This window comes from Pseudazoarcus pumilus, from assembly GCF_002872475.1.
Taxonomy (GTDB): Bacteria; Pseudomonadota; Gammaproteobacteria; order Burkholderiales; family Rhodocyclaceae; genus Pseudazoarcus; species Pseudazoarcus pumilus.
In genome coordinates this window covers 3,093,088-3,111,212 of record NZ_CP025682.1, presented here as the reverse complement: position 1 = coordinate 3,111,212, position 18,125 = coordinate 3,093,088, and the positions used below count along the sequence as shown (strand labels likewise).

Annotated in this window: 19 protein-coding genes and 1 tRNA gene; 17 read left to right on the top strand and 3 right to left on the bottom strand. The window is 66.6% G+C overall.

Features of this window, described 5'->3' with window-relative positions; all coding sequences use genetic code 11:
- Positions 1-38: 38 nt before the first annotated feature.
- Positions 39-326, bottom strand: a complete 288-nt coding sequence (gene gatC, locus C0099_RS15255; protein ID WP_102248218.1) for an Asp-tRNA(Asn)/Glu-tRNA(Gln) amidotransferase subunit GatC — start codon at positions 324-326, stop codon at positions 39-41.
- A 128-nt stretch (positions 327-454) separates the two neighbouring features.
- Between gatC and C0099_RS15250 the strand changes: the two genes are divergently transcribed.
- The 13 genes from C0099_RS15250 to C0099_RS15190 all read left to right on the top strand — a co-directional run bounded on the left by C0099_RS15250 (position 455) and on the right by C0099_RS15190 (position 12,184).
- Positions 455-1,498: a rod shape-determining protein gene (locus C0099_RS15250; protein WP_102248217.1), complete on the top strand. Its 1,044-nt coding sequence runs from the start codon at positions 455-457 to the stop codon at positions 1,496-1,498.
- 56 nt (positions 1,499-1,554) lie between these two features.
- Positions 1,555-2,466: a rod shape-determining protein MreC gene (gene mreC, locus C0099_RS15245; RefSeq protein WP_102248216.1), complete on the top strand. Its 912-nt coding sequence runs from the start codon at positions 1,555-1,557 to the stop codon at positions 2,464-2,466.
- Between the two features lie 5 nt (positions 2,467-2,471).
- Positions 2,472-2,993 (top strand): rod shape-determining protein MreD, encoded by a 522-nt coding sequence (mreD, locus tag C0099_RS15240; protein ID WP_102248539.1) that lies wholly within the window; start codon positions 2,472-2,474, stop codon positions 2,991-2,993.
- 43 nt (positions 2,994-3,036) lie between these two features.
- Positions 3,037-4,935, top strand: coding sequence for a penicillin-binding protein 2 (gene mrdA, locus C0099_RS15235; RefSeq protein ID WP_102248215.1), 1,899 nt, complete (start codon positions 3,037-3,039; stop codon positions 4,933-4,935).
- Positions 4,932-6,074, top strand: a complete 1,143-nt coding sequence (rodA, locus tag C0099_RS15230; protein ID WP_102248214.1) for a rod shape-determining protein RodA — start codon at positions 4,932-4,934, stop codon at positions 6,072-6,074. The genes mrdA and rodA overlap by 4 nt, the downstream gene beginning before the upstream one ends.
- Before the next feature lie 11 nt (positions 6,075-6,085).
- Positions 6,086-7,099 carry a septal ring lytic transglycosylase RlpA family protein gene (locus C0099_RS15225; RefSeq protein ID WP_102248213.1) on the top strand — a complete coding sequence of 338 codons (1,014 nt, stop codon included), beginning with the start codon at positions 6,086-6,088 and terminating at the stop codon, positions 7,097-7,099.
- A 96-nt stretch (positions 7,100-7,195) separates the two neighbouring features.
- Entirely contained in the window at positions 7,196-8,323 is a 1,128-nt protein-coding gene (locus C0099_RS15220; protein WP_102248212.1) for a D-alanyl-D-alanine carboxypeptidase family protein, read from the top strand.
- A complete protein-coding gene (locus tag C0099_RS15215; RefSeq protein ID WP_102248211.1) occupies positions 8,320-9,174 on the top strand; it encodes a D-amino acid aminotransferase in 855 nt (284 codons plus the stop codon). Before C0099_RS15220 ends, C0099_RS15215 begins: the two co-directional genes overlap by 4 nt.
- Positions 9,171-9,443, top strand: a complete 273-nt coding sequence (locus tag C0099_RS15210) for a YbeD family protein (protein ID WP_102248210.1) — start codon at positions 9,171-9,173, stop codon at positions 9,441-9,443. Before C0099_RS15215 ends, C0099_RS15210 begins: the two co-directional genes overlap by 4 nt.
- Positions 9,440-10,078 carry a lipoyl(octanoyl) transferase LipB gene (lipB, locus tag C0099_RS15205; protein ID WP_173768966.1) on the top strand — a complete coding sequence of 213 codons (639 nt, stop codon included), beginning with the start codon at positions 9,440-9,442 and terminating at the stop codon, positions 10,076-10,078. The genes C0099_RS15210 and lipB overlap by 4 nt, the downstream gene beginning before the upstream one ends.
- A gap of 168 nt (positions 10,079-10,246) precedes the next feature.
- Positions 10,247-11,194 carry a lipoyl synthase gene (gene lipA, locus C0099_RS15200; protein ID WP_102248209.1) on the top strand — a complete coding sequence of 316 codons (948 nt, stop codon included), beginning with the start codon at positions 10,247-10,249 and terminating at the stop codon, positions 11,192-11,194.
- Positions 11,191-11,631, top strand: coding sequence for a hypothetical protein (locus tag C0099_RS15195; protein WP_102248208.1), 441 nt, complete (start codon positions 11,191-11,193; stop codon positions 11,629-11,631). The genes lipA and C0099_RS15195 overlap by 4 nt, the downstream gene beginning before the upstream one ends.
- A gap of 79 nt (positions 11,632-11,710) precedes the next feature.
- The gene (locus C0099_RS15190) at positions 11,711-12,184 is read left to right on the top strand and encodes a DUF6152 family protein (protein ID WP_102248207.1); all 474 of its coding nucleotides are present in this window, start codon (positions 11,711-11,713) and stop codon (positions 12,182-12,184) included.
- A gap of 6 nt (positions 12,185-12,190) precedes the next feature.
- Here C0099_RS15190 and dksA read toward each other — a convergent pair whose 3' ends face one another.
- Positions 12,191-12,628, bottom strand: a complete 438-nt coding sequence (gene dksA / locus C0099_RS15185; protein WP_102248206.1) for an RNA polymerase-binding protein DksA — start codon at positions 12,626-12,628, stop codon at positions 12,191-12,193.
- 138 nt (positions 12,629-12,766) lie between these two features.
- Between dksA and C0099_RS15180 the strand changes: the two genes are divergently transcribed.
- Positions 12,767-14,749, top strand: a complete 1,983-nt coding sequence (locus C0099_RS15180) for a UvrD-helicase domain-containing protein (RefSeq protein ID WP_102248205.1) — start codon at positions 12,767-12,769, stop codon at positions 14,747-14,749.
- Between the two features lie 83 nt (positions 14,750-14,832).
- Here the strand turns inward: C0099_RS15180 and C0099_RS15175 are convergent, their stop codons facing one another.
- Positions 14,833-15,300 carry a c-type cytochrome gene (locus C0099_RS15175; RefSeq protein WP_102248204.1) on the bottom strand — a complete coding sequence of 156 codons (468 nt, stop codon included), beginning with the start codon at positions 15,298-15,300 and terminating at the stop codon, positions 14,833-14,835.
- 135 nt (positions 15,301-15,435) lie between these two features.
- On the opposite strand from C0099_RS15175, the gene C0099_RS15170 reads away from it, so the two are divergent.
- The 3 genes from C0099_RS15170 to istB all read left to right on the top strand — a co-directional run bounded on the left by C0099_RS15170 (position 15,436) and on the right by istB (position 18,095).
- Positions 15,436-15,512, top strand: a tRNA-Arg gene (locus C0099_RS15170).
- 281 nt (positions 15,513-15,793) lie between these two features.
- Entirely contained in the window at positions 15,794-17,293 is a 1,500-nt protein-coding gene (gene istA, locus C0099_RS15165; RefSeq protein ID WP_102248203.1) for an IS21 family transposase, read from the top strand.
- On the top strand, positions 17,283-18,095 hold the full coding sequence (gene istB / locus C0099_RS15160; RefSeq protein WP_102245755.1) for an IS21-like element helper ATPase IstB: 813 nt from the start codon (positions 17,283-17,285) through the stop codon (positions 18,093-18,095). The genes istA and istB overlap by 11 nt, the downstream gene beginning before the upstream one ends.
- Positions 18,096-18,125 lie beyond the last annotated feature (30 nt).

Here is an 18,125-nt window from a genome sequence, read left to right as displayed (position 1 = left end):
GGTGGCGCCGGCGATGGCCGGCGGGGGGCGGTTCGGGCTTACTCGATGACGCGCGGCACCAGATACAGACCGGCTTCGGTCTGCGGGGCGATGCGCTGGAAGTCGTCGCGCCGGTCGCCTTCGGTGACGCGATCGTCGCGCAGGCGCTGGGCGGTTTCCTGCGGATGGCTCATCGGCTCGACGCCGTCGGTGTCGACGGCCTGCATCTGTTCGATCAGGCCGAATATGCCGTTGAGCTTGTCTCGGGTGGCCTCGGCGTCCGCGTCGGACAAGTCGATGCGGGCCAGCGAGGCGATGTTGCGAACTTCGTCGAGCGAGAGCGACATGTGTTTACAAATGCTGTTAAACCGGGGGAGTTTGTAGAGTATCATATCCGCTTTCGGCCTTCTGCCGTCCGGGTTCCGGCGCTTGCGGGGGTCGGGCCCGTGGGTCCTCACCGGTATTCGGATTCTTCATGTTCGGTTTTCTGCGTTCCTATTTTTCCAGCGATCTCGCGATCGACCTTGGCACGGCCAATACCCTCATCTACGTCCGCGGCAAGGGCATCGTCCTCGACGAGCCCTCGGTCGTTGCGATCCGTACCGAAGGCGGGCCCAACGCCAAGCGCACGATCCAGGCGGTGGGTGCCCAGGCCAAGCAGATGCTGGGCAAGACACCCGGCAACATCACCGCCATCCGCCCGATGAAGGACGGCGTGATCGCCGATTTCGTCGTCACCGAGCAGATGATCAAGCAGTTCATCAAGAAGGTGCACGACTCGCGCATGTTCTCGCCGAGCCCGCGCATCATCATCTGTGTGCCCTGCGGCTCGACCCAGGTCGAGCGCCGCGCGATCCGCGACGCGGCGCTGGCCGCCGGCGCGAGCCAGGTCTTCCTGATCGAGGAGCCCATGGCCGCTGCGATCGGTGCGGGCATGCCGGTGTCCGAGGCGACCGGTTCCATGGTCGTCGACATCGGCGGCGGCACCACCGAGGTCGGCGTGATCTCGCTCGGCGGCATGGTCTACAGCGGCTCGGTGCGCGTCGGCGGCGACAAGTTCGACGAGGCCATCGTCAACTACATCCGGCGCAACTACGGCATGCTCATCGGCGACACCACGGCCGAGAACATCAAGCATTCCATCGGCTCGGCCTTCCCCGGCTCCGAAGTGCGCGAGATGGAGGTCAAGGGCCGCAACCTGGCCGAAGGCATTCCCCGCAGCTTCACGGTGTCGAGCAACGAAGTGCTCGAGGCGGTGACCGAGCCGCTCAACCAGATCGTCTCGGCGGTCAAGATCGCACTCGAGCAGACCCCGCCGGAACTCGGTGCGGACATCGCCGAGCGCGGGCTGGTGCTCACCGGCGGTGGTGCGCTGCTCAAGGATCTCGACCGTCTGCTGATGGAGGAGACCGGCCTGCCGGTGATCGTCGCCGACGAGCCGCTGACCTGCGTCGCGCGCGGCTGCGGCATGGCGCTGGAAAAGATGGATACGCTCGGCTCCATCTTCACGCACGAATGATCTCGCGCGGGACGGACGCCTTGCGGCTGCCGCTCCCGCCGTCCCCGTATTGATCCATGTCACTGGCCGGCCACCCGTCCCCGCCCAGTTTTCGTCGTGGCCTGTCGCCGCCGGCGCGGCTGGGGCTGCTGTGCTCGATCTGTCTGGCGATGCTCGTCGCCGACATCCGCTTCGGTTATCTAGAGGTCGTGCGCCAGGTCGTCTCCGTCGCCATTCATCCGCTGCAGCGGGTGGCCGCCGCGCCGGTCGGCTTCCTGCGCAACGCCACGGTCTATTTCGCCACGCTGGTCGATGTGCAGGTCGAAAATGCCGAACTGCGCCGCAGCCAGGTGGAGGCCGCGCAGCGTCTGCTGCGCTTCGAGCAACTCGAGCGCGAGAACGCCGAACTGCGGAAGCTCGCCGGTTTGTCACAGGCTGTTGCGCTGACCGGTGTGGGTGCGGAAATCCTTTATGATGCGCCGGATCCCTTTTCGCGCAAGGTGATTCTCGACAAGGGCACACACCATGGCGTGCGTGACGGCCTCGCAGTGGTCGACGCACGCGGGTTGATCGGGCAGATCACGCGGGTCTATCCGGTACAGGCCGAGGTCACGCTGCTCACCGACCGCGAACAGGTCGTTCCGGTGCAGATCGAACGCACCGGGCTGCGCGGCGTGCTCGCCGGTTCGGGTCGAGGCGAGCTCGACATGCGATTCGTGCCGGTGGGCACCGACGTGCAGGCCGGCGACCGGCTCGTCACTTCGGGACTGGACGGACTGTTCGTGGCAGGTCTGCCGGTCGCTGTGGTGAGCCGCGTGGGCCCCGGCGACGGCGTCTTCCTCGAGGTCGAATGCGAGCCGATCGGGCGCGTGGAGCGCGCCGTGCAGGTACTCGCCGTCGGTCGTTCGGAAGTTCCGCCACCGCGCCCCGGCACCGGTCGCGCGCTCAAGGGAGAGGAGGCGTCCGCCGCGGCGGAGCCTGCGCAGTGATCGCCATGCAACCGACGCATCGTTCCAACCGGATTCTCCAGCCCGCCCGCCCGTGGTTCATCTACTTCAGTCTCGTCGCCGCGCTGGTCCTGACCTATATCCCCACCGGGCGCCTGCCGGCCGTGCCGGAGTGGGTCGCGCTGGTGCTGGTTTTCTGGTGCATTCGCGAACCCCGGCGCATCGGCATGATGACCGGCTTCGTGTTCGGCCTGCTGGTGGATATCGGCCAGGGTGCGGCCATGGGCCAGCATGCGCTGGCCTACGTGATCCTCGCCTTCATGGCCAACGGCCTGTCGCGGCGCGTGCTGTGGTTCGGCTCGCTGCAGCAGGCGTTGCACGTGCTGCCGATGCTGCTCGTTGCGCAGGTCGTGATGGTGCTGGTGCGGCTGGTCGCCGGCGCGGAGTTTCCGGGCTGGGCCTACTTCCTGTCGAGCCTCACCGCGGCCGTCTTGTGGGGGCCGCTCAGTTTCCTGCTGATGTTGCCGCAGTACCAGCCGGTCGAGCGCGACGACAACCGGCCCATCTGACGATGGGCGGCGCATCGTCACGGAGCGAGGATCGAGCCAGGTGATGACCGAGTTTCGTGCGCCCCAGGAAGCCTTGTTCCGGTTCCGCCGCCGTGCCGTGGTCGCGGCGGTGTTCGTCGCGCTGTGCTTCGTGGTGCTCGCGGCGCGGCTGTATCACCTGCAGGTCGCGCAGTACGACTATTTCCATTCGCGCGCAGAGGGCAACCGCGTGGCGGTGCTGCCGGTGGTGCCGCGCCGCGGAGTGATTCACGACCGGCACGGCGAGGTGTTGGCGCGCAACTATTCGGCATGGACCGTCGAAATCAATCCTGCCCAGGTGCGCGACCTGGACGCCGCGCTGGCCGAACTGGGCGAGGTGCTGCCCTTCGATGAGCGCGATGATCGCCGGTTCCGGCGTCGTCTGCAGGAGACCAAGTACTTCGAGAGCGTGCCGTTGCGCACCCATCTGAACGACGAGGAGGTCGCCGCGGTGGCCGCGCGGCTGTACCGCCTGCCCGGGGTCGAACTGCGTGCCCGACTGTTCCGCGACTATCCGAACGGCGAGTCCGCGGCACATGCAATCGGCTACATCGGACGCATCAACGAGCGCGAACTGCAACGCATCGACGCGCGCGGCGAGACGGCCAACTACCGCGGCTCGGAGTACATGGGCAAGAGCGGCATCGAGCTGGCCTACGAGCGCGAGCTGCACGGCGTGACCGGCGTCGAGCAGATCGAGGTCAATGCCTCGGGGCGCGCGGTCCGCCTGCTCGCGCGCACCGCGCCGGTCAACGGCAGCGATCTGGAGTTGAGCCTGCACATGGGCTTGCAGCGCGCGGCCGAGGCCGCGCTGGGTTCGCGGCGTGGCGCGGTGGTGGCGATCGAGCCGGCCACCGGCGAGGTGCTCGCGCTTGTGTCGACGCCGAGCTACGACCCCAACCTGTTCATCGACGGCATCTCGGTGGCCGACTGGCGGGCACTGTCCGATTCTCCCGAACACCCGCTGCTCAATCGCGCCATCTACAGTGCCTATCCGCCCGGCTCGACCTACAAGCCGTTCATGGCGCTGGCCGGACTGGCCAGCGGCATACGCATGCCCGAGGACAGCTTCGACAACCAGGGGTTGTTTACCGTCGGTGCGCAACGTCTGGTCGATCGCAAGTCCAAATGTCAGCACGGTGTGGACCTGCACCGCAGCATCGTCTATTCGTGCAACACCTATTACTACGAACTCGCGCACGAGATGGGCATCGAGGCCATCGCCGCCTTCATGTCGCAGTTCGGCTTTGGCAGCCGCACAGGCATCGACATTCCGGGCGAAGCGCCCGGAGTGCTGCCGTCGCCAGCGTGGAAGCGCGCGCGCTTCAAGTCACGCGAACACCAGCAGTGGTACGGTGGCGAGACCATCTCGGTGGCCATCGGTCAGGGCTACAATGCCTACACGCCGCTGCAGATGGCGCATGCGCTGTCGGTGGTGCTCAATTACGGCGAGGTGCGCAGGCCGCATCTGGTGCGGCGCATCGTCGACGGCCTGAGCGGCGAGATTCGTCACCCGGCCTCCCAGCCCGAGCGTTTCGTGCCGCTGGTGCGCAGCCACGTCGATGCACTCAAGCGTGCGATGGTCGACGTCACCAAGGTCGGCACGGCCTCGGCCGTGTTCGCCGATGCGCCCTACGACGCCGGCGGCAAGACGGGCACCGCCCAGGTGTTTTCGCTGCGCGGCCAGAAATACGTCTCGGAGGAACTCGCCGAGCGGCTGCGCGACCACGCCTGGTTCATCGGCTTCGCGCCGGCGGAGGCGCCGACGATCGCGCTGGCCGTGTTCGTCGAGAATGGCGGTTTCGGTTCGCAGTCGGCCGCCCCGGTCGCGCGCAAGTTGTTCGATTACTACCTGCTCGGCCGGCGGGTCGAGTCCCAGGCCGGCGAACTCGATGAGGTCGTCGCGACGGAGCTCGAACCATGACCGGGCGCCGCTTCAACCCCGTCGCGCTGATCGCGGCCGTGCTGCGTCCGCTCGACCCGGTACTGTGCCTGTTGCTGGCGTTGCTGCTGGGCGCCGCCTGGGTGCTGATGACCAGCGCCTCGCCCGAGCGCCTGCCGGCAATGCAGATGCATGTCGGCGTTGCCCTGACCCTGATGTGGATCGTCGCCGCGATTCCGACCAAGCGCCTGCTGCAGGCGGCGCTGCCCTTGTATCTGGGCGGGGTTGTGCTGTTGCTCGGAGTGCTGTTCTTCGGCGAATCGTCCAAGGGCGCGCAGCGCTGGCTCGATCTGGGTGTGGTGCGCATCCAGCCCTCCGAACTGATGAAGATCGCCGTGCCGCTGATGCTGGCGTGGTACTTCCAGTTGCGCGAGGACGCGGTCCGTTTCCACGATTTCGTCGTCGGCGGTCTGCTGCTGGCGATCCCGCTCGGCCTGATCGTCGTGCAGCCGGATCTGGGCACCAGCCTGCTGGTGGCCGCTGCCGGTGTGTATGTGCTGTTCTTCGCCGGCCTGTCGTGGAAGCTGATCGTGCCAGTGGCGTTCGTCGCGCTGGCCGGGATCGTCGCCATCGTCGGTTTCGGTGATCAGATCTGCCAGCCCGGGGTGGACTGGCAGGTGCTGCGCGAGTACCAGAAGCAGCGCGTGTGCACGCTGCTCGACCCGACTCAGGATCCGCTCGGTCGCGGCTTCCACACCATCCAGTCGACCATCGCGATCGGCTCCGGCGGGCTGTGGGGCAAGGGCTGGATGGAGGGCACGCAGACCCACCTGGCCTTCATCCCCGAGCGGCACACCGACTTCATCTTCGCGGTGCTGGGCGAGGAGTTCGGCCTCGTCGGTGCGCTCGCCCTGATCGTGACCTATCTGCTGTTCCTGCTGCGCGGTCTGTTCATCGCCGCGCGCGGGGCCACGCTGGGCGCACGGCTGCTCGCCGGGGCGGTGACGATGATGGTTTTCACCTATGCTTTCGTGAACATCGGCATGGTCAGCGGCATCCTGCCGGTGGTCGGCGTGCCCCTGCCATTTCTCAGTTACGGCGGTACGGCGCTGGTGACACTGTGCATCGGCGTCGGTATGCTCATGAGCGTCGCGCGCAGCCGGAATGTTGCAAAGGACTGATTCACAACGACATGATTACCCTGATTTCAATTTTTCGTCCCTTGCGCGCAGCGCGCGGCGCGTTACTCGCCGGCAGCGTGGTGATGCTCGCCGCCTGCGGCACGGCACCGGTCGAGGTCGCCCGGGACGATGATCTCGACGATCTCCTCGCGACCATCCCGCAACGCCAGCAGCCGGAGAAACCGGAGATGGTTCCAGCGCCGCGCGGCGCCGGCTACTACCAGGACGATGGCCCGCACGCGATGATTCCGGCCAATCTCGATCAAGTGCCCGACGCCATTCCGCGCGTCGAGTCGCTGTATCGGCCGTCGCTGCGCCCCTATCGCGTCATGGGCCAGCGCTTCGAGCCGATGACCGAACTGGGGCCGTACCGCGAGGTCGGCCACGCGAGCTGGTACGGCCGCAAGTTCCACGGGCGCAAGACGGCCATCGGCGAGACCTACGACATGTATGCGATGACGGCGGCGCATCCGACGCTGCCACTGCCCAGCTACGCGCGCGTGACCAACACCGGAAACGGGCGCTCGGTCATCGTTCGCGTCAATGACCGTGGCCCCTTCCTGCGTGGCCGCCTGATCGACCTGTCGTATGCCGCGGCGCACCGCCTGGGTTTCATCAACGCCGGCAGTGCGCGCGTCGAGGTCGAGCTGCTGCTGCCCGAGGACATCGACGTGGCCGAGGCCGCGGTGCGCGAGATCCGGCCCGTGTACGTGGCCGATGCGCACGCTGCCGGCGCAGATGCGCCCGACGCGGCGCAGGCGGGTTCGCTCGCCCACTCGGTTACCGCCGCCGCGCGTGCGCCCTATCTGCAACTGGGCGCCTTCGACACCCCGGCCAACGCCGCGCACCTGATGGTGCGCGTGCGCGAGGAACTCGAGATGCTCACCGATCAGCTCCACCTGCTCGACGGCGACGGTCGCTACCGTCTGCAGATCGGGCCGTTCGCGTCGGTCGACGAGGCGCGCCGTTTCGCCGGTCGCGTACTCGCCACACTGGAAGTGCAACCCTATCTCGTCATGCGCTGAATTACGGCGTGTCCGCGCGGTCAATGCGCTGGGTCACGCCAATCGTTTTCCACCCACCGGCCCGTTCGCGGGCCTGCATCTTCATCACAGGCTGTCATGCGCTTTCTGATCACTTTGCTCTGCTTCGTCCTTCCGCTCGCCGCCTCCGCCGCGATTCCGCCCCCGCCCGCCGTCGCCGCCAATGCCTGGCTGCTGATCGATCATCGCACCGGACAGACGCTGGTCTCTCACAACGCCGATGAGCGCATCGAGCCGGCCTCGCTGACCAAACTGATGACCGCTTATCTGAGCTTCCAGGCGGTCAAGGCCGGGACCATTGCCCTCGACGACGAGGTGCAGGTCTCGGAGAAGGCCTGGCGCATGACCGGCTCGCGCATGTTCATCGAGCCCAACCGCCCGGTCACGGTCGAGCAGCTGCTGCACGGCATGATCATCCAGTCCGGCAACGATGCCTGCGTGGCCTTGGCTGAACGCGTCGCCGGTTCCGAAGAGGCCTTTGTGCACATGATGAACCGCGAGGCCGAGCGTCTGGGCATGACCAATACCAGCTTCGCCAACTCGCATGGTCTGCCCGACCCCAAGCTCTACACCACCGCCAACGATCTGGCGCTGCTCGCCTCGGCGCTGATTCGCGATTTCCCCGAGTTCTACCGCCTGTACTCGATGCGCGAATACACCTACAACGACATCACCCAGCCCAACCGCAACCGGCTGCTGTGGCTGGATTCCACCGTTGACGGGATGAAAACGGGTTATACCCGGGCAGCCGGTTACTGCCTGGTGTCCTCGGCCACGCGTGGCCCGCGCCGTTTGGTCTCCATCGTGCTCGGCGCAGAGTCCGAAGGCACGCGCGCGCAGGAGTCGCTCAAGCTGCTCAACTACGGCTTTCAGTTCTTCGACACGCGACGCCTGTACCAGGCCGAGCAGGAGGTCTCCACCTTCCGCGTGTGGAAGGGCAAGACCGACGAAGTCCCGGTGGGCTTTACCGAGGATTTCGTGATGTCCATGCCCAAGGGGCAGGTCGACCGCATCGAGGCGCGGCTCGAGAGCAAGCAGCCGGTGCTCGCGCCGATCTCGCGCGGACAGGAGGTGGGCACGCTCACACTGGTCGCAGAAGGCGAGGAGATCGGCCGCTTTCCGGTCGTCGCGCTGACCGACATCGAGCAGGCGGGCTTCTTCAAGCGCTTCTGGGATGCGCTCGTACTGTGGATCAAGAGCCTGTGAGCATCTGCTATCTGAATGGCGGCTTCGTGCCGCGCAGCGAAGCGCGCATCTCGCCGATGGATCGCGGTTTCCTGTTCGGCGACGGTGTGTACGAGGTCATCCCGGTGTATGGCGGGCGAGCCTTCCGGCTGGATGCGCATCTTGCGCGTCTGCAACGTTCGCTGGCCGGCATTGGCATCGCCAACCCGCATTCGCACGCCGAGTGGACGGACCTGGTGCAGCGACTGGTCGCCGCCCACCACTGGCCGGCGCAGGCGGTGTATGTGCAGGTCACGCGCGGCGCGGATACGGTGCGCAACCACGCCTTCCCGCACGATCTGCCGCCGACCGTGTTCATGACCGCCGATGCGCTGGCGCCGATTGCGCCCGAACAGCTCGAGCGCGGCGTGTCCGCGGTCAGCGCAGCCGACAATCGCTGGCTGCGCTGCGATCTGAAGACCACCGCGCTGCTCGCCAACTGCCTGCTGCGCCAGCTTGCCGTCGAGCAGGGCTGCGCGGAGACCGTGCTGTTTCGCGACGGTTTCCTCACCGAAGGCAGCGCCTCGAACATCTTCGTGGTCCGCGACGGTGTGCTGCTCGCGCCGCCCAAGAGTCATCTGATGCTGCCGGGCATCACCTGCGACGTGGTGCTCGAACTGGCCGCGAAGCACGGCCAGGCGACCGAAGTGCGCGAGATCCGCGAGGAGGAGGTGCACTCGGCCGACGAACTGTGGCTGACCTCCTCGACCAAGGAGGTGCTGCCGATCACGCGGCTCGACGACAAACCGGTGGGCAGCGGGCGCCCCGGGCCGGTGACGCGCGCGATGATCGACTGGTTCCGGCAGGCGCGCATCGAGGAGTGTGGCGCATGAGCGAAACACGACGTGAGACGCTGATCGAATTCCCCTGTGATTTTCCGATCAAGATCATGGGCGCACGCGTGGAGGGTTTCGCGCAGGCCATCGTCGAGGTCGTGCTGCGCCACGACGAAGGCTTCGACGCGGCCAGCGTCGAGATGAGGCCGTCGAGCAAGGGCAACTACCTGGCGCTGACCTGCATCGTGCGCGCGCACTCGCAGGCGCAGCTCGACGCACTCTACCGCGAGCTCACCGCCCACCCCATGGTCAAGGTGGTGCTGTGAGCGCGGCCGTGGTGGTCGAGCGTTCGGCCCTGCTCGTCAAGCGCCCGGGCCGCGTCGAATACGCCGCCGCGTGGGAAGCCATGCGCGCCTTCACCGCCACACGCACACCCGATACGCTCGACGAGATCTGGCTGGTCGAACACCCGCCGGTGTACACGCTGGGTCAGGCGGGTCGGGCCGAGCACCTGCTGCGCGAGAGCGACATCCCGCTGCTCAAGACCGACCGCGGCGGCCAGATCACCTACCATGGGCCGGGTCAGCTCGTGGCCTACGTGCTCATCGATCTGGCGCGGCGCGGTCTCAAGGTGCGCCAGTTGGTGTCGATCATGGAACAGGCGCTGATCGATTGCCTGGCCGAATACGGCATCGCCGCCGAGCGCCGCGCCGGCGCGCCGGGCGTATATGTCGGCGAGGCCAAGATCGCCGCGCTCGGGCTTCGCGTGCGGCAGGGGCGCAGTTATCATGGCCTGGCGCTCAACGTCGACATGGATCTGGCGCCGTTCGCGTGGATCAACCCCTGCGGCTACGAAGGGCTGGTGACGACGCAGCTGGCGGATTTCGGCGTGCATGAGACCCTTGATGCGGTCGGTGCGCGCCTGATCGGACATCTGCAGCGCTTGCTGCCTTTATCGTAGGATGGGTCAGCGCAGCGCGATCGGCCGTTTGACCAGCCACATGCGGCGCAATGCCCTGCGGTTATTGCGCCCTGCGAGTTACCGACATTCGCGGCACGCTGCCGCATCAACGACAGCGGGGCCCCACCAGGGTCCGTACCGCTGACCGGGACGACCACAAGGAATCCTATGGAAACCACCACCCGCAAGCAGCGCGGTGCCGACAAGACGGCCCGCATCCCGATCAAGATCGTGCCGGCCGAGCGGCTCAGGAAGCCCGAATGGATCCGCACCCGGCTGGGTACCGGCGCCGAGGTCGAGCGCTTCAACGAGATCAAGACGACGCTGCGCGAGCATGGCTTGCACACGGTGTGCGAGGAAGCCTCCTGCCCCAACATCCATGAATGCTTCGGCAAGGGCACGGCGACCTTCATGATCATGGGCGACATCTGCACGCGGCGCTGCCCGTTCTGCGACGTCGGCCATGGCCGCCCGGAAGCGCTCAACGCCGACGAGCCGCGCGAGCTGGCCAACACCATTGCGGCGATGCGCCTGAACTACGTGGTGATCACCTCGGTCGATCGCGACGACCTGCGCGACGGCGGCGCAGCCCACTTCGTCGAATGCATCCGCGCCACCCGCGAGGCCTCGCCGGATACCACCATCGAGGTGCTGGTACCCGACTTTCGCGGCCGCATGGACGTCGCGCTGGAGATCTTCGATCGGGCTCCGCCCGACGTCATGAACCACAACCTCGAGACCGTGCCGCGCCTGTACAAGCAGGCCCGCCCCGGATCCGACTACGCCTGGTCGCTGCGTCTGCTCAGGGAATTCAAGGCGCGTCACCCCGACGTGCCGACCAAGTCCGGCCTGATGGTCGGGCTGGGCGAGACCGACGAGGAGATCCTCGAGGTGCTGCGTGATCTGCGCGCGCACGACGTCGAGATGCTCACCATCGGCCAGTACCTGCAGCCTTCGCCCGGCCACCTGCCGGTGTTGCGCTATGTGCATCCGGACGTCTTCGCGATGTTCGAGCGCGAGGCGCTTGCGATGGGTTTCCGCAATGCCGCCTGCGGCCCCATGGTGCGTTCGAGCTACTGGGCCGACCAGCAGGCGCACGGGGCCGGCGTGGTGTGAACACGCCGCTCGACGCGTGGGGTTCGTGGCTCAAGGGCTCGCTGTGGGCCTATCCCGCGCTCGAGGCGGTGCACATCACCGGCATCGCGCTGCTGTTCGGCAGCCTGGTGGTATTCGAACTGCGCATGCTCGGTGCCGCGCGCACCCTGCCGGCCGAGGCGCTGGCGCGGCTGGCCTTGCCGGTGAGCGTGGGCGGTTTCGCGCTGGCGGCGACATCCGGCCTGATGCTGTTCGCCGCCGACGCCTTCGACCTGCTCGCCAATCCCGCCTTTCGCATCAAGATGGTGTTGCTGGTGCTCGCCGGTCTCAATGCAGCGGCCTTCCATGCCTGCGATGGCCTGCGCTGCGACGGTGCGGCGCGCACCGTGCAGCTGGTCTCGTCCATCGTGCTGTGGCTGGGCATCATCGTCGCCGGGCGGATGATCGCCTACGTCTGAACCCGAGAGCGTCGGCGCAATCGAATACGGGTCGCGACGCCGCCGGCGTCGCCGTCCGACGAACCCACGGAGGTCCGCCATGCACCGACGCAACTTCATCCTCACCGCGGCGATTGCCGCCATCGCCCCCCAACTGGCGCGTGCCCACCACGGCTGGAGCGGCTTCGACGCCGACACGCCGGTGTATCTGCGCGGCCGCATCAAGGCCGTGAAGTGGGAGAACCCGCACGCCATGCTGACCATCGAGATTGCCGACGGCCTGCAGGTGCCGGCCGATCTGGCTGGCCGTGCGCTGCCGGCGCAGGCCTCGCCGGTGGATGGCGCCGACATCCTGCGCCGCACCAAGGCACCGCCTGCGGGCGAGCGTGAGTGGACGCTGGAGCTCGCGCCGCTGTTTCGCGTGAATCAGTGGAAGATCGCCGAGCCGGCCGTCGGCGACGAGGTCGAGGCCATCGGCTACATCCTGCGCATGGAAGACGCACCGGCGTTCATGCGCGTGGAATACCTGTTCGTCGGCGACAAGACCTATGGCCTGCGTTCCGGCCCGGCCTGAGGGCGATTACCGGAACACGCGCTCTTCACGCTCGTGCCGTTCCTGCTCCTCGATCGACAGCGTCGCCGTCGGTCGGGCGAGCAGGCGGCGCAGGCCGATGGGTTCGCCGGAGGCCTCGCAGTAGCCGTAGGTGCGGTTGGCGATGCGATCGAGCGCGCTGTCGATCTTGCGCAACTGCTTGCGCTCGCGATCGCGAAAGCGCTGCTCGAGCGAGTGTTCCTCTTCCTGCGTGGCGCGGTCGGCCTCGTCGGGCGTGGCGGCCGTCTCCTGCAGGTGGGAGATGGTCACCTGGCCGTTGGCGAAGATTTCCTCGCGCATGCGTTCGAGCAGCGCGCGAAAGTACTCGAGCTGGCGGGTGTTCATGTAGTCGTCTTCGGACATCGCCAGCAACTCCTCTTCGGTGAGCTGGGGCGTTTCCTTCGGGGCCTTGGCCTTGGCGTTCATTGCGACTACTCCTGCTGGTGCGACCGTTCTGATTGCATCATACGGCCACTTCGCGCGCTGCGGTCAAATTGTGCGAACAGTGTGTGACAGGTTGCGTCCTCGGCGCCACACCGTGGTGATCGGATAGAATCGCGGCACATGTCCGCCCAGCTCAACCCCCCGCAACGCGAAGCCATCCGCTACCTCGACGGTCCCTGTCTGGTGCTCGCCGGCGCGGGCAGCGGCAAGACGCGCGTGATCACCCACAAGATCGCCTGGCTGGTCGAGGAGTGCGGGCTCAGCCCGGCCAATATCGCCGCCATCACCTTCACCAACAAGGCCGCCAGGGAGATGCAGGAGCGCGTCGCCGGCCTGATGGGCGGGCGTGCGCCCAAGGGGCTGACGCTGTGCACCTTTCACGCGCTGGGCGTGCGCATCATCCGCCAGGAGGCCCAGCACTGCGGGCTCAAGCCGCAGTTCTCGATTCTCGACGCGGCCGACACGGTGCAGATCGTCTCCGATGTCGCGAAGAGCGCCGACAAGGCCATCGCGCGGCAGATGCAATGGCAGATCTCGTCGTGGAAGAACGCGATGCTCACGCCCGAGCAGGCCGCGCAGCTGGCCGACAACGAGATCGCCGCGGCGGCGGCCGCGGCCTACGCCGAGTACGAGCGCACGCTGCGCGCCTATCAGGCGGTCGATTTCGATGACCTCATCGGCCTGCCGGTGCGCCTGTTCGAGGACAACGCCGAGGTGCGCGAGCGCTGGCAGAACCGTCTGCGCTATCTGCTGATCGACGAATACCAGGACACCAATCGCGCCCAGTACCGCCTGCTGCGCCAGCTCTCCGGCGTGCGCGGTGCCTTCACCGCAGTGGGCGACGACGATCAGGCCATCTACGCCTGGCGCGGCGCCGACGTCGAGAACCTGCGCCTGCTGCAGCAGGACTATCCCAAACTCAAGGTGGTCAAGCTCGAACAGAATTACCGCTCGTCTGCGCGCATCCTGGGCGCGGCCAACACGCTGATCGCGAACAACGAAAAGCTGTTCGAGAAGCGTCTGTGGTCCGAGCACGGCCCCGGTGATCAGATCACCGTGACGGCCTGCCGCGACGCCGAACACGAGGCCGAAACGGTGGCGATGAAGATCTCCGCCCACCGTTTCCAGAATCGCACGCGCTTTGCCGACTACGCCGTGCTCTACCGTGGCAACCATCAGGCGCGCGTGATCGAGCAGCAGTTGCGCAACCACAAGATTCCTTACGTGATCTCGGGCGGGCAGTCCTTCTTCGACAAGGCCGAGATCCGCGACCTGATCGCCTGGCTGCGCCTGCTGGTCAACGAGGACGACGACCTGGCCTTCATCCGCGCCATCACCACGCCGCGCCGCGGCGTCGGCGCGGCCACGCTGGAGGCGATCGGCGCCTACGCCGGGCAGCGCCACGTGAGTCTGTTCGCGGCCGCCTTCGAACAGGGCGTGGCCGAGCATCTGAACACCCGCCAGCTCGAACTGGTGCACGAGTTCGCCGCCTACATCAACCGCCTGCAGCAGCGCGCCGCGCGCGAACCGGCGGGGCAGGTCCTCGAAGACCTGCTCGTCGCGATCCGCTACGAGGCCTGGCTGTTCGAGCACCTCGACCCGCGCGAGGCCGAGAGCAAGTGGAGCAACGTGCGCGACTTCGTCGACTGGCTCGCGCGCAAGGGCGACGAGGACGACAAGACCCTGCTCGAGTTGACCCAGACCATCGCGCTGATCTCGATGCTCGACAAGGAGGACCCGGATTTCGACGGCGTGCAGCTGGCCACGCTGCACGCCTCCAAGGGCCTGGAATTCGGCCACGTCTTCATGGTCGGCGTCGAGGAAGGCTTGCTGCCGCACCAGTCGAGCATCGACGAGGACAAGATCGAAGAGGAACGCCGCCTGATGTATGTCGGCGTGACGCGCGCGCAGCGCAGCCTCAACGTGCTGTGGTGCGAACGGCGCAAGTCGGGCAAGGAATGGCGCCGTTGCGAGGCTTCGCGCTTCATCGAGGAGATGGGCGACGACGTGCTCTCGGCCGCGCGCAAATCCAACGAGCCGGTCAGCAAGGAAGACGGGCGTGCCCGCGCCGCCGGCCTGATGGCGATCTTCGAGCGCGGCTGAAAGGGGGCGCCGGCATGCTCGCCGGGCCGCCTCCAGACAAAAAAGGGCGGCTCGCGCCGCCCTTCTGCCGTGACCCGTTGCGCTTATTCGGCGCTGAACTCGCCACCGGCGGTGTTGAGCAGATACACCACGGCGTGGCGCATCTCTTCGTCGGACAGGCTCGGGTTGCCGCCGCGCGGGGGCATCGCGCCCTTGCCGTTGATCGCCGAGGTCACCATGGCATCCAGACCCTGCGCGATGCGATCGGACCAGGCGGCCGCGTCGCCTTCCTTGGGCGCGCCGGCCACACCACTTGCGTGACAGGCGGCACACACCTTCTTGTAGATCGTCTCGCCGTTCGGCGGGCCGCCCGCATCGGCCGGCTCTTCCTCGGCCGGTTTGTCCATGTTCAGCGCCACGCGCGCCTCCGGCTGGATCAGGGTCGCGGTCTTCTCCGGATCGACCGGCGCCTGCTCGCTACAGCCGGCCAGCACGGCCACCAGCAGCACGAGCACGGGCAGGGCGAAACGACGGGGCTGCGCGGAGGCAGTCTTGATGCGGGTGTTCGACATGCTCAATCCTTTTCGCTCGACGAGGCAAAGCGCGAATTATAACGGCACGACAGCGGTTTGTGGCCCGCCTGGATGGACGCGCCCGCCCCGCGGGTATATCCTTGCGCCCCGCGCGTCGAGTACACTCGGCGCCAAGCGCCTGTAGCTCAGCTGGATAGAGTACCGCCCTCCGAAGGCGGGGGTCGTGCGTTCGAATCGCGCCAGGCGCGCCATATTTATCAATGGGTTAGGTCAGATTTGGCCTAGCCCATTTTCTTTTTGGCCCGAGCTTGGCCCAGTTTTGGCCCATCCTTGGCCTGCCCCCACTCGGCTGATTTTCAAGCCGAGCAGATTTGACCCGTGCTTCCCGGGCCCATCATGCCTACAAAGGCTGCATCTTGTTGACGTCCATCCAGAATTGACCCACTTGCCGGGGTAATTTGCATCGAAATCTGACCCACCTTTGATTGACTACCCTGCTGTGTTTTGGGCGGGGGATCGAGGAGTGATCAAAGTGGGTATGTTGGCCAAGATCAGGCGGATGCATTTCCGCGACCACTTGCCGCTGCGCGAGATCGCGCGGCAAACCGGGCTTTCCCGGAACACCATTCGCAACTGGCTGCGGCACAAGGATGTTGTCGAGCCGCAGTACAAGCGGCGCGAGGCCAGAAGCGTCGTCGATCCGTGGGCAGAGCAACTCGGGCAGTGGCTCAGGACGGACGGGCATCGGCCAAAGCGCGATCGGCGCACGGCGCGGGCGATGTTCGAGGCGATCCGCGCGCAAGGCTACACGGGCAGCTACAACCGGGTGTGCGCCTTCATCAAGCGCTGGCGAAGGCAAGAATCGGGCAAGCCGGGCCCCGCGTACGTGCCGCTGAGCTTTGCGCTGGGCGAAGCCTTCCAGTTCGACTGGAGCACGGAGTACGCCTTCATCGGCGGTCTGCGCCGAAAGCTCGATGTTGCGCACACCAAGCTGTGTGCGAGCCGCGCCTTCTGGCTCACTGCGTACCCGACGCAAAGCCACGAGATGTTGTTCGACGCGCATGCGCGCGCCTTTGCTGCCTTTGGCGGCGTGCCGCGGCGCGGCATCTACGACAATATGAAGACGGCCGTCGACAAGGTCGGTCGGGGCAAGGCGCGCGACATCAATCCGCGCTTCTTTGCCATGTGCGGCCATTACCTGTTCGAGCCGGATTTCTGTAACCGGGCCGCCGGCTGGGAGAAGGGGCGTGTCGAGAAGAACGTGCAGGATCGGCGTCGCCAGATTTGGCAGCACGCGAGCGAGCGGCGCTGGAAGGATCTGGACGAACTGAACGCCTGGCTCGGTGAGCAGTGCCGGCAGGCATGGGCCGACATGGCCAACCCGGAATGGCCGGCGCTGACAATCGCCGAGCTGCTGCAGGATGAGTTGATGCAGATGCTGCCCAACCCGCAGCCCTTCGACGGTTATGTCGAGAAACCGGTCCGGGTCACCAGCACGGCGCTCATCCGCTTCCAGCGCAACCGCTACAGTGTGCCGGCCGAACACGCCCACGCGGTGCTGAGCCTGCGCATCTACCCGAGCCAGTTGCGGTTGGTCGCCGACGCAGGCGAGGTTGCGTGCCATGCACGCAGCTTCGAGCGCGATCAGACCTTCTACGACTTCACCCACTACATCGGTGTGGTCGATCGCAAGCCGGGCGCGCTCAGAAACGGCGCACCGTTTGCCCAGATGCCCGAGCCGCTGCTTCGCCTGCAGCGTCATCTGCTCAAACAGGCCGGTGGCGACCGCGTCATGGCCGATGTGCTCGGCGCCATCCCGCGTCACGGACTGGAGGCCGTGCTGGTGGCGGTCGAACTCGCGCTCGAGTCCGGCCGTCCCAGCGGCGAGCATGTGATGAACGTGCTCGCCCGGCTCAAATCCGGCATGCCACCGGCCACGCCCGTTGCCACCACGCTCACGGTGCGCGAGCAACCCCAGCCCGATGTGCATCGCTACGGTCGTCTGCGTGCGGAGGCCCGACATGTCGATTGAACTGATCGGACGCCTCAAGGCGCTCAAGCTCCATGGCATGGCACAGTGCTGGCCGGAACTCGTGGCCAAGGCGCATCACAGTGATCTGCCCCCGGAGCAATGGATGGGGGAACTCCTGGCCGCTGAGAGCGCGGAGCGCGAAGTGCGCTCGATCGCCTACCAGATGAGCGCAGCGCGCTTCCCCGCGCATCGGGATCTGGCCGGTTTCGACTTCACGCAGGCGCGCGCCGATGAGGCGTTGGTGCGTCGGCTGCACGCTGGCCAGTTCATCACGGCGGCCCACAACGTGGTGCTGATCGGCGGGCCCGGTACCGGCAAGACGCACCTGGCCACCGCGATCGGCATCGAGGCCGTCCAGCATCTGGGCAAGCGTGTGCGCTTCTTCTCGACAGTGGAGTTGGTCAATGCCCTGGAGCAGGAGAAGGCCAACGGCAAGGCGGGGCAGTTGGCCTATCGGCTGCTCTACGTCGATCTGGTGATCCTTGATGAGCTGGGCTACCTGCCGTTCAGCCAAGCCGGCGGCGCCTTGCTCTTCCACCTGCTCTCCAAGCTCTACGAGCACACCAGCGTGATGATCACGACCAACCTGTCCTTTGCCGAGTGGGACAACGTCTTTGGTGATGCGAAGATGACTACCGCCATGCTCGACCGCCTGACCCATCATTGCCATATCGTCGAGACCGGCAACGAATCCTGGCGCTTCAAGACAAGTACGGCCCGGCTGCAGCCGGGCCGTACTCGAACCCCAAAAACACAAGGAGAACAGACACCACAACCCGAAACCGGAACCAACCCCGCGTAGCTATACTGTACGTATAAACCGGTGGGTCAG

Bases quoted from the DNA above. Each gene is read 5' to 3' on its own strand.
- C0099_RS15175 (WP_102248204.1), bottom strand. From the start codon at position 15,300: ATGTCGAACACCCGCATCAAGACTGCCTCCGCGCAGCCCCGTCGTTTC.
- lipA (WP_102248209.1), top strand. From the start codon at position 10,247: ATGGAAACCACCACCCGCAAGCAGCGCGGTGCCGACAAGACGGCCCGC.
- rodA (WP_102248214.1), top strand. From the start codon at position 4,932: ATGACCGGGCGCCGCTTCAACCCCGTCGCGCTGATCGCGGCCGTGCTG.
- mreC (WP_102248216.1), top strand. From the start codon at position 1,555: ATGTCACTGGCCGGCCACCCGTCCCCGCCCAGTTTTCGTCGTGGCCTG.
- C0099_RS15225 (WP_102248213.1), top strand. From the start codon at position 6,086: ATGATTACCCTGATTTCAATTTTTCGTCCCTTGCGCGCAGCGCGCGGC.
- C0099_RS15190 (WP_102248207.1), top strand. From the start codon at position 11,711: ATGCACCGACGCAACTTCATCCTCACCGCGGCGATTGCCGCCATCGCC.
- mrdA (WP_102248215.1), top strand. From the start codon at position 3,037: ATGACCGAGTTTCGTGCGCCCCAGGAAGCCTTGTTCCGGTTCCGCCGC.
- gatC (WP_102248218.1), bottom strand. From the start codon at position 326: ATGTCGCTCTCGCTCGACGAAGTTCGCAACATCGCCTCGCTGGCCCGC.
- dksA (WP_102248206.1), bottom strand. From the start codon at position 12,628: ATGAACGCCAAGGCCAAGGCCCCGAAGGAAACGCCCCAGCTCACCGAA.
- C0099_RS15220 (WP_102248212.1), top strand. From the start codon at position 7,196: ATGCGCTTTCTGATCACTTTGCTCTGCTTCGTCCTTCCGCTCGCCGCC.
- istB (WP_102245755.1), top strand. From the start codon at position 17,283: ATGTCGATTGAACTGATCGGACGCCTCAAGGCGCTCAAGCTCCATGGC.
- C0099_RS15250 (WP_102248217.1), top strand. From the start codon at position 455: ATGTTCGGTTTTCTGCGTTCCTATTTTTCCAGCGATCTCGCGATCGAC.
- C0099_RS15210 (WP_102248210.1), top strand. From the start codon at position 9,171: ATGAGCGAAACACGACGTGAGACGCTGATCGAATTCCCCTGTGATTTT.
- mreD (WP_102248539.1), top strand. From the start codon at position 2,472: ATGCAACCGACGCATCGTTCCAACCGGATTCTCCAGCCCGCCCGCCCG.
- C0099_RS15180 (WP_102248205.1), top strand. From the start codon at position 12,767: ATGTCCGCCCAGCTCAACCCCCCGCAACGCGAAGCCATCCGCTACCTC.